Source organism: Microcoleus sp. K4-B3, from assembly GCF_036704615.1.
In the GTDB taxonomy this organism is placed as follows: domain Bacteria; phylum Cyanobacteriota; class Cyanobacteriia; order Cyanobacteriales; family Microcoleaceae; genus Microcoleus.
Map to the genome: position 1 here is coordinate 58,039 of NZ_JAUBSF010000011.1, position 21,526 is coordinate 79,564.

The 21,526-nt window shown below is 44.2% G+C and carries 18 protein-coding genes and 1 pseudogene; 6 read left to right on the forward strand and 13 right to left on the reverse strand.

The window, feature by feature from the left end; translation table 11 throughout:
• Positions 1-144 precede the first annotated feature (144 nt).
• Positions 145-490: pseudogene (locus QUA78_RS07915) on the forward strand (cyanobactin maturation protease PatG family protein); the annotation flags it as partial.
• A gap of 395 nt (positions 491-885) precedes the next feature.
• On the opposite strand, the gene QUA78_RS07920 reads toward QUA78_RS07915, so the two are convergent.
• Entirely contained in the window at positions 886-1,059 is a 174-nt protein-coding gene (locus tag QUA78_RS07920; protein WP_333300180.1) for a hypothetical protein, read from the reverse strand.
• A 169-nt stretch (positions 1,060-1,228) separates the two neighbouring features.
• Positions 1,229-1,456: a secretion protein HlyD gene (locus QUA78_RS07925; protein WP_333300181.1), complete on the reverse strand. Its 228-nt coding sequence runs from the start codon at positions 1,454-1,456 to the stop codon at positions 1,229-1,231.
• Between the two features lie 339 nt (positions 1,457-1,795).
• Here QUA78_RS07925 and QUA78_RS07930 point away from each other — a divergent pair, with 339 nt between their 5' ends.
• The 5 genes from QUA78_RS07930 to QUA78_RS07950 all read left to right on the forward strand — a co-directional run bounded on the left by QUA78_RS07930 (position 1,796) and on the right by QUA78_RS07950 (position 7,519).
• Entirely contained in the window at positions 1,796-2,911 is a 1,116-nt protein-coding gene (locus QUA78_RS07930) for an HlyD family efflux transporter periplasmic adaptor subunit (RefSeq protein ID WP_333300182.1), read from the forward strand.
• A 127-nt stretch (positions 2,912-3,038) separates the two neighbouring features.
• The gene (gene trpS / locus QUA78_RS07935; protein WP_333300184.1) at positions 3,039-4,049 is read left to right on the forward strand and encodes a tryptophan--tRNA ligase; all 1,011 of its coding nucleotides are present in this window, start codon (positions 3,039-3,041) and stop codon (positions 4,047-4,049) included.
• Positions 4,050-4,187: 138 nt separating this feature from the next.
• Entirely contained in the window at positions 4,188-5,078 is an 891-nt protein-coding gene (locus QUA78_RS07940; protein WP_333300186.1) for a methylenetetrahydrofolate reductase, read from the forward strand.
• Between the two features lie 113 nt (positions 5,079-5,191).
• Complete coding sequence (locus QUA78_RS07945; RefSeq protein ID WP_333300187.1) at positions 5,192-5,791, forward strand: Uma2 family endonuclease; 600 nt, start codon at positions 5,192-5,194, stop codon at positions 5,789-5,791.
• Between the two features lie 63 nt (positions 5,792-5,854).
• Positions 5,855-7,519: a mucoidy inhibitor MuiA family protein gene (locus QUA78_RS07950; protein WP_333300189.1), complete on the forward strand. Its 1,665-nt coding sequence runs from the start codon at positions 5,855-5,857 to the stop codon at positions 7,517-7,519.
• Positions 7,520-7,825: 306 nt separating this feature from the next.
• Here the strand turns inward: QUA78_RS07950 and QUA78_RS07955 are convergent, their stop codons facing one another.
• The 11 genes from QUA78_RS07955 to QUA78_RS08005 all read right to left on the reverse strand — a co-directional run.
• The gene (locus QUA78_RS07955; RefSeq protein WP_333300191.1) at positions 7,826-9,196 is read right to left on the reverse strand and encodes a diguanylate cyclase domain-containing protein; all 1,371 of its coding nucleotides are present in this window, start codon (positions 9,194-9,196) and stop codon (positions 7,826-7,828) included.
• 59 nt (positions 9,197-9,255) lie between these two features.
• Positions 9,256-10,953: a response regulator gene (locus QUA78_RS07960; protein WP_333300192.1), complete on the reverse strand. Its 1,698-nt coding sequence runs from the start codon at positions 10,951-10,953 to the stop codon at positions 9,256-9,258.
• Positions 10,943-13,552: an ATP-binding protein gene (locus tag QUA78_RS07965; protein WP_445302329.1), complete on the reverse strand. Its 2,610-nt coding sequence runs from the start codon at positions 13,550-13,552 to the stop codon at positions 10,943-10,945. The genes QUA78_RS07960 and QUA78_RS07965 overlap by 11 nt, the downstream gene beginning before the upstream one ends.
• Positions 13,553-13,602: 50 nt before the next feature.
• Positions 13,603-14,592 carry an ABC transporter substrate-binding protein gene (locus QUA78_RS07970; protein WP_333300196.1) on the reverse strand — a complete coding sequence of 330 codons (990 nt, stop codon included), beginning with the start codon at positions 14,590-14,592 and terminating at the stop codon, positions 13,603-13,605.
• Entirely contained in the window at positions 14,585-15,067 is a 483-nt protein-coding gene (locus tag QUA78_RS07975) for a response regulator (protein WP_333300198.1), read from the reverse strand. Before QUA78_RS07975 ends, QUA78_RS07970 begins: the two co-directional genes overlap by 8 nt.
• A 305-nt stretch (positions 15,068-15,372) precedes the next feature.
• Positions 15,373-16,350 (reverse strand): SGNH/GDSL hydrolase family protein, encoded by a 978-nt coding sequence (locus tag QUA78_RS07980; RefSeq protein WP_333300199.1) that lies wholly within the window; start codon positions 16,348-16,350, stop codon positions 15,373-15,375.
• Positions 16,351-16,354: 4 nt separating this feature from the next.
• Positions 16,355-16,846, reverse strand: a complete 492-nt coding sequence (locus tag QUA78_RS07985; protein WP_333300200.1) for a YajQ family cyclic di-GMP-binding protein — start codon at positions 16,844-16,846, stop codon at positions 16,355-16,357.
• 160 nt (positions 16,847-17,006) lie between these two features.
• On the reverse strand, positions 17,007-17,423 hold the full coding sequence (locus QUA78_RS07990; protein ID WP_333300202.1) for an MAPEG family protein: 417 nt from the start codon (positions 17,421-17,423) through the stop codon (positions 17,007-17,009).
• Positions 17,424-17,438: 15 nt separating this feature from the next.
• Entirely contained in the window at positions 17,439-17,942 is a 504-nt protein-coding gene (locus QUA78_RS07995; protein ID WP_190744281.1) for a DNA recombination-mediator protein A, read from the reverse strand.
• A 292-nt stretch (positions 17,943-18,234) separates the two neighbouring features.
• On the reverse strand, positions 18,235-19,332 hold the full coding sequence (locus tag QUA78_RS08000) for a phosphotransacetylase family protein (protein ID WP_333300204.1): 1,098 nt from the start codon (positions 19,330-19,332) through the stop codon (positions 18,235-18,237).
• A 706-nt stretch (positions 19,333-20,038) separates the two neighbouring features.
• A partial coding sequence (locus tag QUA78_RS08005) for a calcium-binding protein (protein WP_333300205.1) occupies positions 20,039-21,526 on the reverse strand: 1,488 nt, incomplete at its 5' end.

The following is a 21,526-nucleotide window of genomic DNA, read 5'->3' on the forward strand; positions in this document are numbered from 1 at the left end:
TAGAGATGTCTAATATCAACTCCGGTAGCATCGGAATTAATATTACCCACAGTCAGGACACGGCAGTGCCGTGTCCCTACAATTAATCGGGGTAGGGACACGGCAGTGCCGTGTCCTCGGTATCATTCCGATGCTACCAGAAACGATATAATGCGCGAATCCTTAACTCCTTTCCTAAATCACGTCGATCGCGACTTACATAATTTGGGGCAGACTTCGCGCCCTCAACTTCGCCGCCACCAACATCTTCCAAGCGACTTCGACCTTTACTCGGGCGATCCAGGGTCGTCAACTCGATACCATTAACGTCTAAAAAAGCCCGTTCTGTCGCCGAGACAGCGACTGTTGGGATGTCAAGCTTGAGTTCTTCGACCCGGACAGTAGTCGTCGGGCGCGCAAAGTCTTCCGCTTTACCCTTGATGTGGTGCTTCTGATGCCGGTGACTTTGGGTGAGGTGAAGAGTTGGTCATTGCCATCTCGCTCAAAATAAAGTCAAGCGACATGATATAGAGGACACGGCTTGGCCTAAGTCCCTACAATTAATCGGGGTAGGGAGACGGCACTGCCGTGTCCTGACTGTGGGTAATATTAATTCCGATGCTACCGGATTTGATATCAATAGCTATTCTCGGTTTATAGATGAGTTTATATCGAAATTAATTCGCTTTCAGCTTATTAGTTAGGTAGACTAAAAAAATGAAAAAATATCTAAATTTGAAAGATGTTTTAAAACTTACAAACCACAAGTAAGCAAAATTTCATGCGACCCCGAAAGTTCAGCAATTTATGCTGTATGACTGAGGCAATGGACACAACAAAGCACCCATAAACTTATGGGTGCTTTATTGATTCGTATCAATCGAGCTGAATAGACAGCACTCAACTTTACCAGTAGCGGTACACTACTCTGAAGGAGCCGTCGCAATTCCGGCGGTACACGACGTGACGGGTCGGACGGTAACAGTTATATCGATTAGAATAATAGTAACCGCCGTTGACGCTAGCTGATTCTTCAGAAGTGAGTTCAGCAAACAGTGAATTGTCCTTTGTTTCTTTCATGATTGGACTCCGTTTAACTTAATAAAATTGAAGGAAAACTAGAAATTTTATCTAATTTCTAGAGCTTCGTGTAAATACTGACTAATACTTCTGCTAGTGCTGTGCGACCTCCGGAATATTACGGATAAATTTTCAAAATTTACTCGATCGCACAACCTGACTCAGCTATCTAAACCACAAGGGTTTTGTAAGGGCGATCGCGGCGAGGATCGTACAGATAAAGCTGGCTAGGCGGTGGCAGGAAAAACAGCATATTGAGGCTATCGCTGCTGCTGTTATCGGTCTCGCTGCTGCTGTTAGCGCCGGTGACACCGCTGGTAATGCTGCCGCCGCTGACAGTAGCAGATTCTCCATCGGTTAGTTCGGTGAAGAGTGAATGTTGTTGATTGTCTAACATAAAGAACTCCTATTAGTACCTATGTACTTACTTACTACCTACGGATATATGAAAAACCCGGTAACAGCCCCAAAACTTATTGCTGAAAAGCCATAATTTCATAAGTCTTGCCCGCTGGCTTCACTCCTGTTGATGTTTGGCGAAGTTTGTGGGTAGAGACGGCAAAGCTGTGCGGATTTTTACATTGACCCTGTGAATTTTGATTTAGACTTCTAAACCTATTCTTGGTTTCCGGAAAGCCGATCGTAAAGGTGACAAAAGAAATAAGCGATCAATCTCTCCCTCCCCCCCAACTCAAAACTCAAAACTCAAAACTATTCCCCTCTCCCCCTTGCCGCCATGTCTCTCACTCCCGAAGCCACACCCGCTGAAACCTTTGATAACGACCAGTTTTTGCCCCCTGTCAGCCGCTGGACGACTTTGGGGGGCATTTTGATGGTGGCGACCTTTGGCGGGGCGATCGCCCTCGCTAGCGTCACCAAATACAGCGCTACAGTCAAAGCAGACGCGATCGTCCGTCCAGCCGGAGAAGTGCGCGTCGTGCAAGCAGCAACCGAAGGAACCGTCGAAAGCATTGCTGTCAGCGAGAATCAGACAGTAAAAGAAGGAGATGCGATCGCAGTTGTAGACGCTTCGCGTTTGGGCGCTCAAAAAAAGCAGTTACAAGAAATAATTAATCAGTCTCAAACAGCAGCACAGCAAATCAACCAGCAACTGCGCGACTTAGAAAATCAAATTTTGGCCAGCGCCCAATTTAAAAGCATCCAAACAGAAAGTTCCGCCCAACAGGAATTAATCGAATCAGCTTTAGTAAAAATCGCCACATCGCTGCCCGATGTCGCCGAAAGACTGGGCAGAAGTCGGCGGGTTTTGCTCGTCAAGCGATCGTCTCTTCAACAACAATTAATTCAAGCTAAAAAAGAACTAAATCAAATTGACTTAAAACTAGAAAATAGCGTAATCCGCGCGCCCGCTGATGGTACAATTCTCAGATTGGAAGTACGAAATACTGGTCAAACCGTACAAGCCGGCAGTGCGATCGCCCAAATCGTCCCCAGCGACGTACCCCTGGTAGTCAAAGCCAAGGTGACATCCCAAGACATCGCCCGCATCCAAATCGGCCAACCCGTACAGATCAGGATTTCGGCTTTGCCTTTCCCCGATTACGGTACATTAAAAGGAACAGTCAGCGAAATCGCCCCAGATGCGATCGCCACTCAAAATCCCACTAATAATTTAGGTACAGCTTATTACGAAGTAGCCATTAAGCCCGAACAAACTTATTTAACGAAACTCAAATCTACCAGCGGCCAATTCTTCGGAACCCCCCAAGCCAACGTCCCCCGCCAGTATTCCATTCAATCGGGAATGGAGGGCAGAGCCGATATTATTACCGGCGAAGAAACTGTTCTGACATTTGTTTTTCGGAAAGCAAGGTTGCTCACAGATTGGTAATTAGTCAGTTGTCAGTTGTCAGTTGTCAGTTGTCAACAGTCAACAGTCAACCGCCAGAAAATTAGAGGCTCTGAAATTGAAATAACGTGTCAATATAGAAATGTGAGTTCAATTCTATTCTTTCCTCATGGGCAAACAGCGCGTTCTTTCGGGAGTTCAGCCAACCGGCAATCTTCACCTCGGCAATTATCTCGGTGCCATTCGCAACTGGGTAGAAGGTCAAAGTCAGTACGAAAATTACTTCTGCGTAGTCGATTTGCACGCAATTACCGCACCGCACAATCCAGCAACTCTAGCCTCCGACACTTACACGATCGCCGCACTCTATTTAGCTTGCGGCATCGACTTAGAATATTCTACTATTTTCGTGCAATCCCACGTCTCGGCGCACACAGAACTAGCATGGCTGCTCAACTGTATTACGCCGATTAACTGGCTCGAAGATATGATTCAGTTTAAAGAAAAAGCAGTTAAACAAGGCGAAAATGTCAACGCCGGTTTGCTAAATTATCCCGTGTTAATGGCAGCAGATATTTTGCTTTACGATGCCGACAAAGTGCCAGTGGGAGAAGACCAAAAACAGCATTTGGAACTCACACGCGATATAGTCATCAGATTAAATCACCAATTTGGGACACCCGAAAAGCCAGTATTGAAACTTCCCGAACCGTTAATTCGGACTGACGGTGCGAGGGTGATGAGTTTGACTGACGGCACGCGCAAAATGTCGAAATCTGACCCTTCCGAACAAAGTCGAATTAATTTATTGGATTCGCCAGATACGATCGCCAAAAAAATCAAGCGCTGCAAAACAGATGCCGTGCGGGGTTTGACTTTTGACGACCCCGATCGCCCCGAAGCTAGAAATTTGCTGACACTTTATCTCCTGCTTTCCGGCAAATCTAAGGAAGAAGTAGCAACCGAGTGTGAAAATATGGGTTGGGGAGATTTTAAACCATTGCTGACAGAGACGACAATTAATGCCCTCAAACCAATTCAGGATAAATACAAGGAAATAATGGACGATCCGGGATATTTAGAGTCTGTACTGCGTCGCGGAAAAGAACAAGCAGAAGCTATTGCTAATCAAACACTAACTAAGGTTAAGACAGCTTTCGGTTATTCTTTACCTGTTTAGTTGTTAGTTGTGAGTTGTTATTGGTTACTGGTTAAGAATGACAACTGCCAACTGCCCACTAACAACTGCCAACTGTCAACTGTCAACTAACAACTGTCAACTCTCAAATAACAAATAACCAATAACAGACAAATAATCATGAACCGTTTTCGCACAGCCTGCACCACCCCCGGAGAATTTATAATTACTGCCGAAGTTGCCCCGCCAAAAGGCGGCGACATAACTCACACAATTCAAATGGCTGAACGCCTCAAAAACAGAGTTCATGCAATTAATATCACAGACGGGAGTCGCGCAGTGTTGCGAATGTGCCCCCTAGCAGTTTCGGCGATTTTAGTGCAGCACGGAATTGAGCCAATTTGTCAAGTTGCTTGTCGCGATCGCAATCTAATTGGCTTGCAAGCGGATCTCATGGGAGCCCACGCTTTAGGCATTCGCAATGTATTAGCACTTACAGGCGATCCCGTAAAAGCGGGCGACCATCCTAAAGCAAAAAGTGTATTCGATTTGGAATCAGTTCGGCTGTTGCAAGTTATTCAAAAAATGAACGGCGGCCAAGACTGGAATGACAAACCTTTAACAGACGGAGTTACCGATTTATTTGTCGGTGCTGCCGTCGATCCGCAATGCCCCAGTTTGTCTGGTTTGCAAAGTCGATTTGAGAAAAAATTAGAAGCAGGAGCGCAATTTTTTCAAAGTCAATTAATTACAGACTTTGAACTTTTAGATAAGTTTATGCACAATATTGCTGCTGGCTGCAACAAACCCATTTTAGCAGGAATCTTTCTATTTAAGTCAGCTAAAAATGCTGAATTTATAAAAAAATACGTGCCGGGAGTTCATATTCCGCAAGAGACGATCGACCGTTTGGCTAAAGCTCCAGAACCATTGCAGGAAGGCATAAAAATTGCTGCCGAACAAGTCAAGCTAGCGCGGCAGATTTGTCAAGGAGTTCACATGATGGCCGTCAAACGAGAAGATTTAATTCCTCAAATTTTGGATTTGGCAGGAATCGAGCCAGTGGGCTAAAATTAACCGTAGGGGCTGGTTTTACCAATTATCAATTCCTAAAAATAAGGATTTCGTAAACTCGTAAACCCGCCCACTCCCGCGCTACCATTTTGAACATCAATAAAACAATCATGCTTCAAACTGTAGACAATCCAACCACTTCTCCCGCAGTCGAACAACGTTTCACTTGGCGCGGTTTTACATGGCATCAATTCAAGGCCATTCAAGCTGGTTTTGAAGACGTGCCGAATGTACGCTTATTTTATTGCGATGGAGTTTTAGAAATTGTGGGTACTGGAAGGTTGCATGAAGCGATTAGGTGTTTGATGGGCTTGCTAATGGGACAGTATTTTCTGCAAAGAAGAATTGTATTTTTTGCCAGCGGTACTTATAGTCAGATTGTTGAAGATCGAGTCGAGTATCAGGCAGATTTGTCTTATTGTTTCGGAAGTATTAAAGATGTTCCAGATTTATGTATTGAGATTGTTATCACTAGCGGTAGCCCGATTAAGCTTCAGAAATACCGACTGATGGGAGTCCCGGAAGTCTGGTTTTGGGAAGACGGCACTTTAGAGCTTTACCATCTGCGAGAGGAAGGTTACGATCGCATTACTAGCAGTGAAATACTGCCGGAGTTAGACTTGTCTTTGCTCAAACGCTGCATTTTGTTTGCTTCACCTTTGGATGCGCTTGAGGAGTTTGCTAGAGGAATGGGCGATCGGGAAAATTGATCGATAAACTACTTTGAACAATGCTCGATCGACTAAACGGTTCTTAAATAGGAGCAACTGGCAATGACTGACTCAGAAATCCTTAATTCTGATACCATCAAAACACTAGATAGTAGCATATCAGAAGTTACAGTTTACACCGATCGCGCGCTGGTGACGCGCCGCAGCACCGTGGCTTTGACGGGAAACGAGCGAGAATTGGCGATCGCCTCTCTCCCCGCAACCCTCGAAACAGAGTCAGTCAGGGCCACGGGTGCGGGTACAGTTGCAGTGCGATTGCTGGGAGTGCGCAGCGAAACAGTGTTTAACAGCGAACCTGCGGACGATCGCACCGCCGAATTAACCCAACAAATCGAGGAGTTACAAACCCAAAAACGCGCCATACAAGACAAATTAGCCTCGCGCAAAATTCAACTCAAATTTGTCGAAGGTTTAAGCGACAAAAGCGTCGGTTTCTTTTCCAGCAGCATCGCCAAACAGCAGATTGGTTTAAACGAAACCGGGGAATTGCTGAACTTTTTAGGAACCAATTACCTAAAATACGTAAGTGCGATCGCTCAATACGAAAGACAGCAGCGCGAAATAGACAAGCAAATAGAAGCTTTGCAGCAGCAGTTGTGGCAAGTACACACTCCCCATTCCCAGCAAAGTTTTAATATCATTGTTGCCATAGAACCCAGCGGCAGCGGCAATTTTGAACTAGAAGTTTCCTATGTAGTCATGCGGGCCCGTTGGACTCCCCTTTACGACTTGCGAGTAAACACTACCAACAACCAAATTAATCTCAATTACCTAGCTGAAGTCAATCAAAATACAGGCGAAGATTGGACGGGAGTAGCGCTGACTTTATCTACAGCAAAACCCGGAATGGGAACTTTGCCACCAAAACTCGAACCCTGGTTTATCGATATTGTTCGCCCAAAATCTGCTCAAACCCGAGAATTTTTAATGAAACGGAGCCGACAGACTGAGAAAGCAGAAATGCCAATAGACTTTATGGAATTAGAGATGGAAGACGACGTACCATTGCCAATGATGGCTATGGGCAGTGCTGCTGGCGCACCCGAACCGATAGACGCTACAACAGCGATCGCACAAGTATCTAAAGAAGGCGGCACCGTCTCATTTCAAGTAGGGGGAAATACTAATATTCCCAGCGACGGTACACCGCACAAAGTGACTATTTTCAGCGAAAATTATCCGTTTAAACCTGAATATATAGCCGTCCCGCGATTAGTCAGTTTTGCCTATTTGCAAGCAGTTGTTGTGAATCCGCTGACAGGCGCAACTCTGCTTCCCGGTAAAGCAAATATCTTTCGCGACAATACTTTTGTCGGTACTGTGCAGTTAGAAAATGTTTCCCCCGGGCAAGAATATAAAGTTAATTTAGGAATAGATGAACGGTTAAAAATAGAGCGGGAATTAGTGGAAAGACAAGTAGATAAAAAACTGATCGGCCAGCAGCGGCGCATGAGTTACGCTTATCGTTTAAATGTGACAAACTTGTATCAGGTGCAGGTACACCTGACACTAAAAGAGCAATTGCCAGTCAGCCGCAATGAACAAATTAAAGTGCGATCGACTCTCACTAATCCGAAGATAGTAGCAGGTGAAATGGGACTCCTAGAATGGATAATGTCTCTGCCGCCGCAAGCAAAGCAAGAGTTATATTATCAGTTTGTTGTCGAACATCCTCCAGATTTAGCAGTCACGGGTTTAGATATTTAATTAGGATTTACACTCTTAATCTGTAACGCTAGCTACAGCTTATACTAATTATGAAAAATATTGCTACATATCAATTAGAGACGAGCATCTGTAGGGAAACGGCACTGCCGTGTCCGGCGGGGGTTTGTGCAAATCAAAGATAATTTGTATAAAATTGGTAATTGTAGCAAGACTATTTCCAATTGGTATTACTTATCAAAAATTAGACGATCTGACTATCAACAAAAAACCAGGATGAATTACAACTGGCGAAAAGTCTTGTCTAACGGTATAATTCCCCCTTCCTCAAAAAAACGCCCCGATTTTTCAACAATTTGTACTCCAGCGATCGCGCCCCTGTTGTTTAGCATCGTACAAAGCTTTGTCTGCATAGGCTACCAGTGTATCTGGTTGAACTTCCAAGGTGGGTATGAGTGAGGCAATACCCAAACTGACTGTGACGATCTCCTTCACGTCAGACTCTGCATGGGGAATCGCGAGATTGTGAAGTTCTTGCTGAATGTTTTGTGCCACCTTAATCCCTCCTTCTAAATCCGTATTCGGGAGGAGTAACACAAATTCTTCTCCACCGTAACGCGCTGCTAAATCGGTGGGACGACGGACTACTTTTTGTAATGTTTGCCCTATTCTAATTAAGCAATCATCCCCAGCCAGATGACCGTAGTAGTCGTTATAGGATTTGAATTTATCAACGTCAAATAAAATTAGAGAAAGTGGCTGCTTTTCTGGCGCTAGGCGTTGCCATTCACTTTGAAGGCGATTGTTGAAACAGCGACGGTTAGCCACCTGAGTCAAACCATCTAGATTTGCCAGTTCTTTTAATTTTTGATTGGCATCTTGGAGAGCCAATTCTATTTGTTTGCGGGCGGTAATATCACGGATAGTAACGGAAAAACCATCTCCTAGCTTGACTGCTACGAAGTGAAACCAGCAAGATTTTCCTGATTCATAGTAAAAATCCTGTTCTAAAGATTCCCCCGTCTCGACAATATTAACGAAGCAATTAAATAGTTTTGGATCGATCTTACTCAAAAACTTTTTTAGTACCAATTTGCCAATCATCTCTTCACGCCTACTGTTAAAAGCTCTAGCAATCTCGGGGTTGACGACTAAACACCGAAAATCCTCAATCTCCCCTGTTTCGGTATTACGAACAGCCTGCATTGCCGCAATACCATCAAGGGAACTATTCAAAACACTAGCCAGTAAAGCCCTCGATTGATAAAGTACCTCTTCTGCTTCCCGGCGCTTAATGTTTTCTTGTTCCAGAAGCTGTTGCTGGCGTTGAATGGTTAACTGATTTTCCAGACGCGCCACTACTTCTTCGATTTGAAATGGTTTGGTGATGTAGTCTATAGCCCCAGACTCAAAGGCGGTTACTTTGTCGAAGACATCATCTAAAGCACTAATGAAAATTACTGGAATGTGGCTAAAATCTGCATCCGCTTTGAGAGTTCTACAGACTTGATAACCATCCATTTCCGGCATCTTAACATCTAAAAGAATCACATCTGGTCGCTTTACCTTCACCGTTTTCAGTGCCATCCGCCCACTGGTAACGCTGCGAACAGTGTAGCCGAGTTTGAGGAGCGCATCGCTTAGTAATTGTAGATTTTCTAGAAGATCGTCTACAATTAGAATATTACCTTTATTTTCGATTGGAGAATTAAAATTCATATCTTTATCAATTTTAATTAGTTAGTTGTAAGTGCTTATTCAGCATCCTCAATCCACAATTATTTGGCAATGGGAATTTCAACTACAAATTCGGCTCCTTTTCCGAAATTCGAGTTACAATATAAATTGCCACCATGTTGCTCTACCACAATTTTGTGACAGATAAACAGTCCTAGTCCCGTACCTTTTCCCACGGGTTTAGTAGTAAAAAATGGATCGAATAATTGTGAGTGTAATTCCTCAGAAACTCCTACACCATTATCGGATATTTTAATGAATATTTGATTTTTGTTCACAAACATAGTTTTAATTTTTATTTGTCCTTGAGCGCCGATACATTGGGTGTAAATAGAATCAATAGCATTATCCAGAAGATTCATAAATACCTGATTTAGTTGACCAGAATAACACTGAATTCTGGGCAACTTAGCATAATCTTTAATCACGATAATTTCTGGATGTTCTGCTGTGCCTTTCAGGCGATTTTGGAGGAGCATCAGCGTACTGTCGATACCTTGATGAATATCCACTCGTTTGTATTCAGCCTCATCGTGATGGGAGAAATTCCGCAAGGACAAAACTATTCGCTGAATGCGATCGGTTCCTAGCTGCATAGAATTCAGAAGTTTGAGCAAGTCTTCTTGCATAAAATCTAGGTTAATAGCCTCAATTTCTACTTTAATTTGTATCGGGGGCTCGGGAAAGTGTTGTTGATATAGTTTTACCAAATACAATAAATCTTTGAAATATTCAGTAGCAGGAATCAGATTGGCGTGAATAAAATTCACCGGATTGTTAATTTCATGGGCTACCCCTGCAACCAGATTCCCAATAGAAGACATTTTCTCACTCTGGATGAGTTGGGCTTGGGTGCGCTTTAGTTCGCGCAGAGTAAGTTCTAAATTTTTAGCTTGTTGTTGTAATTCAAATTCGGCTTGTTTGCGGGCGGTGATATCACGGATAGTAATGGAGAAACCATCTCCTAGCTTGACTGCTACGAAGTGAAACCAGCAAGATTTTCCTGATTCATAGTAAAAATCCTGTTCTAAAGATTCCCCCGTCTCGACAATATTAACGAAGCAATTAAATAGTTTTGGATCGATCTTACTCAAAAACTTTTTTAGTACCAATTTGCCAATCATCTCTTCACGCCTACTGTTAAAAGCTCTAGCAATCTCGGGGTTGACGACTAAACACCGAAAATCCTCAATCTCCCCTGTTTCGGTATTACGAACAGCCTGCATTGCCGCAATACCATCAAGGGAACTATTCAAAACACTAGCCAGTAAAGCCCTCGATTGATAAAGTACCTCTTCTGCTTCCCGGCGCTTAATGTTTTCTTGTTCCAGAAGCTGTTGCTGGCGTTGAATGGTTAACTGATTTTCCAGACGCGCCACTACTTCTTCGATTTGAAATGGTTTGGTGATGTAGTCTATAGCCCCAGACTCAAAGGCGGTTACTTTGTCGAAGACATCATCTAAAGCACTAATGAAAATTACTGGAATGTGGCTAAAATCTGCATCCGCTTTGAGAGTTCTACAGACTTGATAACCATCCATTTCCGGCATCTTAACATCTAAAAGAATCACATCTGGTCGCTTTACCTTCACCGTTTTCAGTGCCATCCGCCCACTGGTAACGCTGCGAACAGTGTAACCGAGTTTGAGGAGCGCCTCGCTTAGTAATTGTAGATTTTCTAGAAGATCGTCTACAATTAAAATATTACCTTTATTTTCGATTTTAGAATTAAGATTCATTGCCACTCCGGGGTTCTACTAAATCAAGAATCTGCTCAAACTTAAATTCACGTGCAAGTTTGGTCAATGATTTTATCAAACGAGTTTCTGTTTTGGGAATTTCTCCTACGACTTGTAACACGAGGTTAGTATTTGCCTCAAGTGCAGCTTCGTATAATTGAGTAATCCATTCTTGAGTCATACAGGTTAAATCTTCCGATGTCAAGGGACGTGTTTCTGTATCATCCAAGACAGGAGATCTTGTTTCTGCATAGATATATTTGACTCCCAAATGCTTGGCTAGTGCGTCAAAAATGGTGTGTTCAACGAAGGGTTTGCGAACAAAGTCATCACATCCAGCCGAAAGCACGATCGCCTTTTCTTCTTCCAACACACTCGCCGTTAACGCGATTACAGCCGTAGCATTGCCTTTGGTGGTAGATTTGATGTATTTTGTCGCTTCGTAGCCATCCATAACTGGCATCCTCATATCCATCCAGATTAGGTGCGGTTCCCATTCATCCCAAATGGCGATCGCCTCTTGTCCGTTACTAGCTTCTTTCACCTCAAATCCCAAGGGACTCAACAACTTAATTAGTAATTGTCGATTAATAGATTTATCATCGACTGTGAGAATTTTGTAGCTAAGTTGACCGGGCACCAGTCCCAGCACTCTTGAATATTCTCCTGTACTCTTGCTGTTTGTTTCTTGACCCAATTTGGTCTGAATATACAATTGGAAACTTGTACCTTTTCCTAATTCGCTTTCTACAGAAATATCCCCACCCATCAATTGCACAAATTTCCGGCTAATTGCTAAACCTAAACCCGTTCCTTCCTGCATATCTTTTCCAGCTTGAGCTTGACTAAAGGCATCAAATAGTTTTGGCAGTTCTGCTGCTGCAATACCCACCCCAGTATCGCGAATACGGAAATGCAAATTAAAAACATCTGTGGTTTCTTGTTCTCCCAGAAAGACATTCAAAGTGATTTGACCCTCGGAAGTAAATTTGATGGCATTGCCGAGTAAATTAATTAAAACCTGACGCAGTTTTACTTGATCGGTACAGATATAGCGCGGAACATTTTCTGTTCGCTGGAATACCAAATTCAATCCGGCATTATTAGCCCGCAGATGCAACATATCTTCTAAATCATTCAGCAAGATATGTAGGTCAAAGTCTGTAAGATTAATGATAGTTTTACCTGCTTCGATTTTTGATAAATCGAGTACATTATTAATTAGCGTTAATAAATAATCACCACTGCGATAGATAATTCCGGCATTCTCGTATTGTTCAGGGGGCATATTTGTGGCGCGTACCATCAATTGCGAAAACCCGAGAATAGCATTGAGGGGCGATCGCAATTCATGGCTCATATTGGCAATAAAGGTACTTTTGGCTTGATTGGCTACTTCGGCTTTTTCTTTGGCAATGACTAACTCTGCTGTTCGTTCCTCTACCCGTTGTTCCAAAGTTTCAAAAGATGTTTGTAACTGTCCTGCCATATTATTAAAAGCTCGTGCCAGTTGAGCTGTTTCATCTTTTGAGTTAATCTTAACCCGGATATTTAAGTTGCCCGCAGTAAACTCAGCCACGATATTAGCGAGATAAATCAATGGCTTAGTCAGTAGTTGCCCAATGGCAACGGCGATGATTGTTACTACTCCAGCGATTAGTGTAAATAGGAATAGTGCATCACTAATTTGCTTTTCCACAGGCGCTAGAGCCACAGCTAGCGGTTGTGCGAAAAGCACAGACCAAGGTTTATATTGTAAACGAGCGATCGCGATCAAATTTGCCTGATTATTATTCTCTGTTAAGGAGGCTATTAAAGATGATTGTTTGGTATCTAATGCTTGCTTGATTTTGGGTAAATTTGTACCAGTTTCTTTAGTCAAACCCTTCGATAAACGCCCTTCGCTTTGTAGTTTAGTTGCGACATCAGACGACAGAGGAACAATGGATTTAAAAAGCAGTTTAGGTGTTATGCTATGGGCTAGATAAATATAATTTTCATCTAAAAGAATTGCTGATAATTCTGCCCCGGCTCGCTCAGTTTGTCGAGTTACTAATTGCTGAACAACTGTGGCATTGTAGGATACCCGTAAGATCCCTAATATATTTCCCTTTGCATTGCGAACAGGACTACTAAAAAATAGTTGAATTAGATCGGAAATTTTTGGCGATAGCTTCATACTAGAGACAAAAGGTAGCTGAGTTTGCAGAGGTTCTCTAAAGTAATTTTGACTGGATTCATCTCGACCAATATCCCGTGTATTCGTATCTAAAACATTCCGTCCGTTTATATCTAGCAAAGCGTAAGAGATAATATTGAGCAGATCTTTACGACTGAGACGGATTAATGTTTCTGTCGCTAACCGCATTTCAGGACTATTTTTTCGCTGTTCGACCGTTTGGCCCAGGTAAGCAGATAAACCTGGTAAAATCGCTTCTACGCGCACGGCATTGAGATTAGCATCAATAAACGCATCTATTCTGTTAACAGTTTCCTGGGCTGCCGCAGATAGAGCTTGTCGTGCGTTGTCAGTTAGTGCCTTTTCTGTTGTCTGTTTATTCAGATAACCTAACAAAAGTAAAGGGATGAGAGCAACCATAAGAAATGATACGATTAACTTGGTACGGATACTGGTTAAAAGTGAGTGATTCATGGGCGCACATTAGAAGGAGATAAGAAAGATGAATTAAACAAAGTTTTGATAGCGGGAATGCGTGTAACGTCGCCAGAGCGAATAAAAAAGTCTGTATATATCTTAGCTTTTTTGTATATAGACTGACTACTGCCAGGGTCAAAAAATTTCTTATTTTCCTCAAGATTAGTCAGGTTTATGCCCTCTAGAGATAGTGTATTGCTAGGAATATTTAATGCTTTACTAATGATAGCGTTTCCTTCCTCAACATTTGCTTCCCAGTAGGTAACGGCTTGCAGCCATGCTCGAATAAATGCACGAATATCTTCAGGACGATCGCGGATTACTTCACCGCGAAAGGCAACCACATCTAAAATCAAGCCAGGAGTTTGTTTGCTGGTAAATAGGATGTGACCTCCTAATTTTTTGGCTTCAGAAAGATAGGGTTCCCAAGTGTGTCCAGCTTGGATTTCCTGGCTTTTAAAGCGTTGGGGAAATTCGTAAGCGTCGAATTTAACTAGATTTACATCTTCCTTCGTTAAGTTGGCAGTTTTTAACATCTCACTGACAAAAACTTCACTAAATGCGCCTAGATTTGCGCTCACCTTTTTCCCTTTCAAGTCAGCTACGGTTTTAATTTTTGATTGTGCGACTACCACATCTGCGCCTGTGGTTTCATCTACAACCATGACAGTTTGGATATCGGGATTTGTGGCACTCAAGCTCATAAAACCTCCCAAGGCAAATCCACCACCATCATACTTCCCGGCACTGAAATCTGCTTGTTGCAATTGGCTGTAATTTATATAAATTATTTCCACCTCTACTCCTTGTGCTTTGAAGAATCCTTTTTTTTGAGCAATGATAACTGGATTATAGCCAACAAAAATGGTAAATCCTACTTTCAAGGGAGGGCGTTTTAATTCGGTTGGTCTTGAAGCATGGCAAGCAAATAGCAGACAGCAGATAATGACAAAAATACTAACGTATCTGAGTAGTTTAGACATTGCGGTTTGGGGGTTCTACTAAATCAAGAATCTGCTCAAACTTAAATTGACTGGCAAGTTTTGTAAGGGATTGTATCAAACGAGTTTCTGTTTTGGGAATTTCTCCTACAACTTGTAACACGAGGTTAGTATTTGCCTCAAGTGCAGCTTCGTATAATTGAGTAATCCATTCTTGAGTCATACAGGTTAAATCTTCCGATGTCAAGGGACGTGTTTCTGTATCATCCAAGACAGGAGATCTTGTTTCTGCATAGATATATTTGACTCCCAAATGCTTGGCTAGTGCGTCAAAAATGGTGTGTTCAACGAAGGGTTTGCGAACAAAGTCATCACATCCAGCCGAAAGCACGATCGCCTTTTCTTCTTCCACAACACTCGCCGTTAAAGCAATTATAGCTGTAGCATTGGCTTTGGTGGTATATTTGACGTATTTTGTGGCTTCGCCGCCATCCGTCACAGACATCCTGATGTCCATCCCATCTTTCGGCAGCTAAATAGATCCAGTTAAAACAACGTAAAATATAGTCGTGGATGCAGAAACCGGGTTTTCCATCGGCAGTCAGCGCCGCAGGATTTACGTCGGTTAAGTGTGACCAACTTGCAGCAAGTGGCAATAAAATTGAGACTAAAAGAGTCATGAGTTTAGATATTTAATATCAATTTCGATCGGATATTGCTACAAAATTAAATTTTCTACCAATTATTGAAATTCGCCGAGCCGGCTCTGGAAAAGGCAATACCCTTTCCTTACAGACGATCGCGTAAAATAGATGTGTGGCACTACTTTTCAGAGTTGGTATTAGTTAATGAGCAAGCAGCTAATTTTTTCTCAGTACACAACTGCTGAAAGACTAAATCTGCGATTGATTCATAGGCTGGGGCTGTGGGGTGTACGCCATCCCGAAAATAACTTTCTACCGTGGTTTTCGGCAATTTTGACCAGGCTGCGTGAGTGTCTGTGACTGGCATTTTCAAAGCTTTTAGCCGATCGACAAACTCGGATTTAAACTTCGGCTGATTCGGTACGGGCAGTAAATCCGCTCGATCGCAAGTATACAACACAAACAACGGAATATTCTCAGCTCGCACCACAGCAACTATTTGCTCAAATCGCTGCATATTTTCCATAAACTGTTGTGATTCCGACACCGACACTCCCGCCGCAGGAGAATTCGATACAAAAACCCTTGACAATTGGGGCATAACGTATCTTTGAAACACTTCTTGAATTGCCAATAACGGTTTGCGATTCGGCATCAGCGGGTCATTTCGCACCCCCGCGCTGCTGCTAGTGGGTTGTAGCAAATCGTGAGTACCAATTTGCAGAATCACAGCATCGCTTTCAAAAGTGCCAAACTTGCGAATATATCCCAATTGATTGCCAATTGCCCAAGAACCTGCAGAAGCATTCAGCACCTCAACTTGCTTTTTTATCCCCAACAAACGCGCTTCAAACAATTCTGGAATAGTTTCTTTCTGATCGGTGGTATTATTACCGTTGAGAACCGAATCTCCTATCATCAAAATTCTGAGAGTATCTTCAGGCCTTGCTGAATCGATTTGTTCAGAACGCTGAGAAAATTGATTGTACTCAACTCTATTGCCAAAGCGATATACAAGTTGATTTGGTGCAAATATATAGCCAGCATTCGCATCAGCTTGCAACAAGGCAGGATTTCCGAATCCGAGTAAGCGCAAGGCAAGTTCTATCGCACTCCAAGATGCGGCACAACCGGGAATCCAATACTTAGCTTTCAAAAATTTACCTGTAATTGGTAAACTGCAAAGCTACCGGATAATCTTCTTGCTTCAAGCGTTGAATCACCAACTGCAAATCATCCTTATCCTTAGCAGAAACCCGCACTGCATCTCCTTGAATCGAACCTTGAATCTTCTTAAATTCATCGCGAATCAATTTAGTAATCTGTTTCGCGATTTCCTGACTGATCCCTTTTTTAAGTTTAATTTCTTGACGCACCCGACTGCCGCTAGCAGGTTCAGCTTTACCGTAATCAAAAATTTTCAAAGATAAATTCCGCTTGGCGGCTTTAGTTTGCAAAACAGTGTGAATTGCATCGAGAGTAAATTCGCTGTCCGTATTGACAGTAATGGATTCTGCGCCCAATTCCACGGTTGTTTTGGTATCTTTCAAATCGTAGCGGCTTTGAATTTCCCGCACTGTTTGGTCAACAGCGTTAACTAATTCTTGCCGATCGAAATCGCTGACAATATCAAATGAATAACTAGCAGCCATAAATTAGTAATTGGTAATGGGTAATAGGGCATTGGGCATTGGGCATTGGGCATTGGGCATTGGTAATTGGTAATTGGCCCGCGCAGGGCATTGGGCATTAACAACTAACCAATAACTAATAACCAATAACCAATAACCAATAACCAATAACTACTGACAATTAGCTATTAACAGTCATCAAACTGAAATAGAATAAAGAAACAGTGCAAGAAGAACTAATCGCAAACATGAGCGATCGCCCCAGCGGCACATTCAGAATATAGAAAACCGAAAACAACAACCGGGCGATCGTAAAAGCGATCGCAGCCCAGCCCGCCGCCTCCGAATCTACCCCCGTCACAAAAGCCATCAAAGCCGCCGCTGAAAACAGCATAAACGTCTCAAACGAATTTTGGTGAGCCCAAGTTGCCCGCTGAGCGTAAGCAGGCAACCTCTCAAACATAGCGCGGGGGGCTGCTTGGTCGTAGCCTAGCTGCAAGCGGGCTAACGCAACCACCAAAAACGGTGCGTAAACCAGCGCCGCCGCCACCGCAATACAATCAAGCAGAATAACCGACACAGGCAATCCCAACAGCATTATCCGCCTCGCATTTCAATCAAAATAGAACAGAGTAACCACCTTGCGCTGTTCCTCCGCATCCTGGCAAGTTTTGAGCAAAGTGTGGCTTTCGTGAAAAGCAAAACAGATCAGTTGTTGACAGCGAGAAATAATCTCCTGATTGCACATGGCGCTTGCTTCCGGGAGAGACAAACTGTCATTTTTGGGATTTTCTACCAAATGTATCACTTGTTCGAGCTGGTCGCGAGACTCCCGAGGCTGGCGGCTCATGCTTTGCGGCAAAATCACCGTTAGCAGATTAGGATCTGCTCGCATTGCCCCCCGAATTGCGGCTGAATTGGTGCCTGTAGCGCCAGAAGTGATGAGCTGATTGCCTCCCAGAACTATGGCGTAGCTCAGCATCTCAATTAGCTGCTGGTGGGTAATAGGAACGTGGCGAGAACCCAAAAGAGCAATCCGCTTGGAGCCGGTTTGCTGGATCGCCGCAAGTTCTTGTAAAAAATCATCTACTCTGGGTAGCTCAATTGATTGACTCAAAGAATTTATTAAATTAAATAAAACTACGTTGTGGATTTTAGCAGACTCACTAGCCATTGCCGCCAAAAAGAAGTTAAGAATTGCTGATTTACGAGATTTGACGAGAAGATGGGGAGATTTGAGTTCGCCTGAAGGCAGAATGTCTGAAGGCATTCGGCAGCCGGAGATCAAGGTAGAATTCAAGAAAAATTGAGAATTTAAGAATTTGGGCTTTTTATTTATTTAAACAAAAAATTCTCTCTGCCGAATGCCTACTGCCGAATACCTTCTTACCTGAGATCCGGCTGCCTTATTAATGGACTCGATCGCTCAGGCCCAAGGATGCCATCATGCCATCAAGGTCAAAATGTTCTGCCATTAGCTGAGTAACGCATTCCACCTTGATCGGTTCGTGCAGGCGCACGTTGCCAAAGGTGCTGTCGATAATTTCTACCGTGGTTAAGGTATCCAAATCAACAGACAAAACTGGAATTTCCATTTCTTCTGCCCTGCCAATCACTAGGGGAGAAGGAGGCAAGTGGCCTGTCAAAATTAAGCACTGAGTCGAACTCTCCAGAGCCGCGAGCTGAATGTCCGTGCGATCGCCCCCCGTCACCACCGCCATATTTCTCGCTTTGCGGAAATACTTCAGAGCAGAACTAACATTCATCGCGCCAATTGTCAAGGTTTCCACCATCAAGTCCAAACGGTCTCGACGGCAGAGCACGTCAGCTTTTAATTGGTGCACCAATTCTTTGACGCTGACACTTCGCAGCAAAGCGCTTCTCGGCAGCATTCCCAAAACTGGAATGCCCTGTGCCTCCAGAAAAGGCCGCACAGTCGCCGTTACCGATTCGAGTTTCTCCGAGGGAACGTCGTTGAGTACCACGCCAGCCAAGCGCGAACCCAAACGCCCCTTAGCCGACAGCAAATCGTCTATATACAGATCGATCGGGCGCGCTACCAACAGCACAGAGGCATCAATTGCCTCAGCGACTTGAGCTAAAGACAAGTCAAACAGACTGCCTTCCTCCAAATTAGCTGGGCCTTCTAACAGCACCAAGTCTCCGCTGGGAGCTTGCAAATATTGCGCTAAAGACTGGCGGTAATCTGTCTTGTCTTCTCCCCGCAAACGCTTGTGAACCGTCTCTTCGTCCAAATACAGCAGTGTTGACGGCCTCTGACTTTCTGAGAGCTTCAGCGTCTCTACCGCGAACCGCACGTCTTCGTCCTCGATCCCAGCTCCCTCGGAGCTGAAACAGGTTCCCAGAGGTTTGCCGTAGGCGACGGCAAGTCCTTTTGCCCGGAGTCCGAGTGCCATCCCCAGGGCGATCGCGGACTTGCCGCTGTAAGCTTTTGTGGAACCGATCAGCAAATATTTAGTCAATTTGGGTACGCCTTCACTCCTCAATTTGCACCTGTCTATTTCAATAATTTTAGTTTATTCAACAGTATTTCTGCACTGCGACTCAATTTGGCAATACTATTATACTCGCTTTTGTCGCTTTTGCGCCGAATCTTTTTTTTATTTAAACTTTAATTCACCTGTTGATACCCCTTTTCTTGGAATTTTTTTACCTATTTTTTTTGGTAAAACTAGCTTTTTTCAGATTGTTTTCCCATTGTTTAACAACTATTAATAGACCATGATTTCCTTGTTAAATGTTTTTATGACAGTATTCATCAAATATCATTGCGGACTGTAGACATTGATTCCTAGCCGTATCAAATAAAAGCAACAGGGTATAAGTCGGGAGTTTTATCCTACAAAAGCATTTATCGGCGGAGAATTTAGGGCTGTTTTATATTTATATAATACAAGTATTCGGTAGTGAGACAGCATGGTCTGTGTCCTAGTCAGTTTTGCATACAATTGAAAACAAATATGTATTATTAGTTATTAATTATTAGTGCGCTCGCTCAGTTCAAACTGATATCTTGCAGTGCGAGCAATAAGCTGTTTAGGAGCGGGCTGCTAGGTCGTGCTTAAACACATAAATTGTCTTGTGGGCTGGGCTGGCATTTCGGCACCCCAAAGGCTGATTGCGATGCCAGCCCGATCGCAGTTCAAGGGCTGTAGATTGAGTTTCCTTCGCCGGGCCTACTGCGTTTTCCTCTCAGCTACCGATCCGCAAAAGTTGAACAAAATCGGATTGCGCGATCGCACTCGCTTGCACCCCATTCAAAACGGCTAAGACTTCCCCAGAGTTGGCATTTCTGATGAATGTGGTGGGACTGGCGTCTCGCCCGTCTGTGCCTTGGCTAATGCTCAGTTGAGTGAAGGTCAAACCGCCCGCTAAACTCAGCAAATCTTCCCCTTTCCTGAAGTCGGAGACTACATCACTTCCTTGTCCTGATGTCAAGACAAATAAGTCGCGTCCGCTGCCGCCCAAAATCGTATCGTTGCCCTCATCGCCAATCAACACGTCGTCGCCAGCACCACCGATCAAGCTGTCATTGTCTTTGCCACCCAAAATCGTATCGTTGCCAGCATCGCCGTTGATGGTATCGCTGCCTTCATTGCCGAACAGCAGGTCATTGCCAGCACCGCCACAAACTTGGTCTTGACCGCCAGCAACGCCGACAGGCAGGGGGCTACCAATATCCCCAAACACCGTGTCATCCCCCTCGCCGCCGCAGATAGAGTCATTGCCTTGGTCTCCGAACAGCAAGTCGCTGCCCGAGTCGCCCAAAAGCACATCGTTGCCCTTGCCGCCGCGTGCAGTATCGTTGCCGTCACCGCCAGAAAGGGTATCAGAGGCATCCTGACCGCAGATAGAGTCATTGCCCTTGGCACCGAATAACAAGTCGTTCCCGGCGCTATCGCGGTCAGATTCGCTGTTGGTGCCACCGTAGAGGCTGTCGTTTCCTTCCTCGCCCACAACAGTGTCAGAACCCCGTCCGCCCCATATCAGGTCGTTATCTTTGCCCCCGAAAGCAGCGTCGTTGCCCTGACCGCCGAACATGGTGTCGTAGCCGGCTTGACCGTTAAGGTAGTCGTCGCCGGGCCCACCCAACAGCAAGTCGCGATCGACCTGCGGTCCAACAGGAATGTTGCTGATCAATCCGCCAAATAGGTTGTCGTTACCTGCCAAACCGACAAGCACATCGTCTCCAGCCAAACCGTTGATGCCGTCACTGTCACTCGTGCCAGCGAGGAGCTCGTTTGTATCCGTACCAGCCAGGTTGTTTTGAACAAGATTGAAACCGTGAAGAGGACTGATCTGCGGTAAGGTAATTTGCCCGCAAATGCAATCTGGATCTTCAGTTGGCAGCAGGGTTGGGACGGGAGTTGGTTCCGGGATTGGGGTTGGGGCTGGAGTTGGGGCTGGTGTCGGCGCTGGAGTTGGCGCTGGAGTTGGTGCTGGTGTCGGCGCTGGTGTCGGCGCTGGTGTCGGCGCTGGTGTCGGCGACGTCGGCACAATAATATTGGGCGAAAAGTTAATAACTGGTGCTGGCGTCGGCTCTGGTGTGGGCGTTGGCGGCACAATAATATTGGGCGAAAAGTTGATGACTGGTGTGGGCGTTGGCGGCACAATAATATTGGGCGAAAAGTTGATGACTGGTGTGGGCGTTGGCGGCACAATAATATTGGGCGAAAAGTT